Here is a 4,076-nt window from a genome sequence, read left to right as displayed (position 1 = left end):
GCCGAAGAGTGGGTACGCAGATCTTTCCCCTTGAGAAAACGGGCCTGTTGGCAATGTTCACAGCGGCAAAACGGATTGGGGATCCCTTCAGAGGCAGCCGATCCCAGGAAATGTATTTTCATTTTTTATCCTTTTTATTCAGTACATTACTGACCTGTTGCTCCTATCTCTTGCGTTAAAATGATCGACGAAAGTGATTTTGGAACGTGTCAATCATAATCCTGAGACCAGAAAACGGTTAATACTGCAATGCATATTGGTGATCGGCTTCAAAAATTTAATTTAATATTTATTAAAATCAATTAACTAAAAATAATCATTGGTCATGATTACGTTTTTCATCAATTTTGTGAAATCGGTTAAATCAAGTACAAACAACCACCAGTTAATAATGGAACGATCCAAATTTTATGCTTGGAGAGAAATCGAGATAGCGAAGCGCCCATGCCGGTGTTAGCATCAAAACAGGCGGCTCAAAGCGGTGGGCAAATGGCAACTATCAAGGATATAGCGAAGCTGGCGGGGGTATCACACGGCACCGCTTCCAACGTGCTCAACGGGCGCGGCAACGTCACCGTTGAGAAGATCGAGGCGGTCAAACAGGCTGCCCAGCAAATGGGTTATCAGATCAATGCCCAGGCGCAGTCGCTACGCGCCAGCAAAAGCAGTGGCGTTGCGCTGATCCTGCCCGATATCAATAGCGAGCAGTATCACCAGCTCTACCGCGGGCTTCAGCAATCATTACGATCTTCTTTTCCAGGCGATCTGGATCTCTACGTCACCAACGATCTGCCCTCTGCCGAAAGGGATATCTTGCAGACGCTGGCCGCAAAATCCTACCAAACCATCGTTACGGTCTCCTGCCTTGCCGACAGCGAAAGCTATTATCAGACGCTGCGGCTGCCAGCGGAGCAGATCCTGTTTGTCTATCGCCATCCAGCGCAGGCTAAGGCCACATTCAACCTGAACTTTTGCCAGGCGGGCCAGGCCATTGCCAGCGAGATTGCCCGCGAACAGCCCGCGCACGTTGGCGTGCTTTGTTAGCCCCTCTCTTATACCAACGGCCAGTGTTTTGTCGATGCATTGCAAGATACGCTGGCGCAGTTAAGCCCATCGACCCAGTTAACGGTCGTACCGTCACCGGCCAGTGAATGTCATACCGCCGCTTTTGCTTTTTTTGCCGGCCAGCCGCCACAAGTACTGATTGCTCAAGACAGTGAAAAAGCTCGTTGCCTGACGCAGGCGGCCTATCTGGGTAGCGCAGCCCCCTGCCCGCCGATCTGGCAACTCAGTGATAACGAACCCGCCGTGGTAGCCAATCAGTACCACTATCAGATGGATTACGCCCGGCTCGGCCTGGAAATCGCCCGATATATCTGCGGATTGGTAACACTAGCCGGTGAGCAGATACTGGATAGCCGTGGCTTTGCTCTCGACGTTCACCCCATGCCCGCCGTTTCCGAGCAGGGTGAAACGCTGAACATGTTGATCTTGCCTAGCCCCTCCACCGATGCGCTGAAGAAGCTGTTGCCGCATTTCTATCGCCAGACCGGCATCAAGGTTAATCTCGCGGTTTATCCTTATGATGAAGTGTTTGAGATCCTCTCGAATCTGCACCTGCATCCTTATTACGATTTGCTGCGTATCGATATGGCCTGCCTCCCCTGGTTTGCGGCAAAGGCCCTCACGCCGTTAGCAGAGATCGCGCCAGAGCTACCAGAATTGCTGGAAAACTTCTCGGCAGAAGTTGGCCATCATTTCAGCCAGATTGACGGCAAAGCCTATGCGTTGCCGTTTGATGCCAGCACCCAGTTGCTGTTCTATCGCCGCGATCTGTTCGAAGACCCCACGGTCAAACGCATGTACTATGAGAAATCGGGCAAGGAACTGAAGATCCCGACCAGTTTCGACGAGTTTGATGACATAACGGCTTTTTTCACGGCGACTCATCAATCCGGCAACCCGCAGCGCCCGGTAGGTTCATCGACCACGCTAGGCAGCTCTGGGCTGATTGCCACCGAATATCTACTGCGCTATTACGCGTTAGGTGGGCGGTTGGTGCACCAAGATAAACCGGTGCAACTGGAGGCAGCATTGGCCATCGAAGCGTTGCGGCAATATCAGCAACAGCTTACCGTCACCACCAATCTCAACAGTGAATGGTGGAACGCTGCGGTGGCCCAGTTTGAGCAAGGCCAACTGGCGATGCTGATTATGTATATGAACCTGTTCAACGACGTCGCCCACAGCCCTCTATCACCGGCAATTGGTTACGCACCGGTTCCGGGCAACATCCCGCAGATGGGCGGTGGCTCGTTAGGCATGTCTCGTTTCAGTAATAAGAAAGCGCAGGTGGAGCAGTTCTTCCGTTGGCTGTATTCGGCTGAAATTACCGAACATCTGGTGCTCTTGGGCGGTAACAGCGCCCACCGCAGCATCTATCAGAACCAGCGCATTCTGCATCTCTATCCCTGGTTCAACCTGCTGCGAGATAAGCCTAGTACCGGCATCCGTGAATCTCGGGGTTTACAGGGCGAACCGTTCAACCTGCGCCATGCGGAGATCATTATCGGCCAGGGCGTGACCAACGTCGTGAACCAGATAATGGATCCGCAGCAGGCCATTGATTACATCAACCAGCGCCTGCTCAGCGAAGCCCATGCTTAGGGCATAAAAAAACCGGGAAGCCACAGCAACCCGGTTTTATTAACTTAAGAAGTTCTTAAATTACTTGCGGCGCCAGCTGGTTCCCTGCGGGCCATCTTCCAGCACGATATTCATCTCGTTCAACCGATCGCGAGCGGCATCTGCCAGCGCCCAGTCTTTGGCGGCACGTGCGTCGTTACGCTGTTTGATCAACGCTTCAATCTCTGCCACTTCCGAGTCGTCCGCTTGCGCACCACCTTGCAGGAACTGTTCTGGCTCTTGTTGCAGCAGGCCCAATACCTTGGCCAGTTTACGCAGCTCTGCCGCCAACCCATTCGCCGCCGCCATGTCTTCGCTCTTCAGACGGTTTACTTCACGCGCCAAGTCGAACAACGCGGAATAGGCTTCTGGGGTGTTGAAGTCGTCGTCCATGGCTTCACGGAAACGCGCTTCAAAGGCTTCACCGCCAGCAGGTTTGGCATCAGCGTCGGTGCCACGCAGCGCGGTATATAAACGCTCCAGAGAAGCGCGAGCCTGTTTCAAGTTCTCTTCGCTGTAGTTCAGTTGGCTGCGGTAGTGGCCAGACATCAGGAAGTAACGCACGGTTTCGGCGTCGTAGTAGCCCAGCACGTCACGGATGGTAAAGAAGTTGTCCAACGACTTCGACATCTTCTCTTTATCAATCATCACCATCCCGGAGTGCATCCAGTAATTGACGTACGGGCCATCATGCGCGCAGCTGGATTGGGCAATCTCGTTCTCGTGGTGCGGGAACATCAGATCGGAGCCACCGCCGTGAATGTCGAAATGGGTGCCAAGCTGTTTGCAGTTCATGGCCGAGCATTCAATATGCCAGCCTGGACGGCCTGGGCCCCACGGTGATTCCCAGCTTGGTTCGCCCGGCTTGGACATCTTCCACAGCACGAAGTCCATCGGGTTGCGCTTCACGTCGTCGATTTCCACGCGCGCACCGGCTTGCAGCTGCTCCAGATCCTGGCGGGACAGCAGGCCGTATTGCGGATCGCTATCGATGGAGAACATCACGTCGCCGTTGCTGGCCACATAGGCATGATCACGCGCCAACAGGCGTTGGGTGATTTCGATGATCTCTTCGATGTGATGGGTAGCCCGCGGTTCCTGATCCGGACGTTCGATCAGCAGCGAGTCAAAATCGGCGTGCATCTCTGCCAGCATACGCGTAGTCAGCTGATCGCAGGTTTCGCCGTTTTCTGACGCGCGGCGGATGATTTTATCGTCCACGTCAGTCACGTTGCGTACGTAGTTCAGCGAATAGCCGAGATAGCGCAGGTAGCGCGCCACCACGTCGAAAGCGACAAAGGTACGCCCGTGGCCGATATGACACAGGTCATAAATGGTTACCCCGCACACGTACATACCGACTTTACCGGCATGAATGGGCTTAAATTCCT

1 protein-coding gene and 2 pseudogenes are annotated in these 4,076 nt (G+C 53.7%); 1 reads left to right on the top strand and 2 read right to left on the bottom strand.

Annotated features, from left to right (window positions below):
- A pseudogene (locus tag ACLQ7H_RS21600) lies at nt 1-122 on the bottom strand (carbon-phosphorus lyase); the annotation flags it as partial.
- Nucleotides 123-489: 367 nt separating this feature from the next.
- Between ACLQ7H_RS21600 and ACLQ7H_RS21595 the strand changes: the two are divergent.
- Nucleotides 490-2,667, top strand: a pseudogene (locus ACLQ7H_RS21595) (extracellular solute-binding protein).
- 60 nt (nt 2,668-2,727) lie between these two features.
- Here the strand turns inward: ACLQ7H_RS21595 and cysS are convergent.
- Nucleotides 2,728-4,076 (bottom strand): cysteine--tRNA ligase (gene cysS / locus ACLQ7H_RS21590; RefSeq protein WP_411754431.1); only part of this gene is annotated, 1,349 nt, incomplete at its 5' end.

The sequence above is a fragment of the Serratia sp. (in: enterobacteria) genome (assembly GCF_046715635.1).
Lineage (GTDB): Bacteria > Pseudomonadota > Gammaproteobacteria > Enterobacterales > Enterobacteriaceae > Chania.
This window is presented reverse-complemented; position numbering and strand designations above follow the sequence as displayed.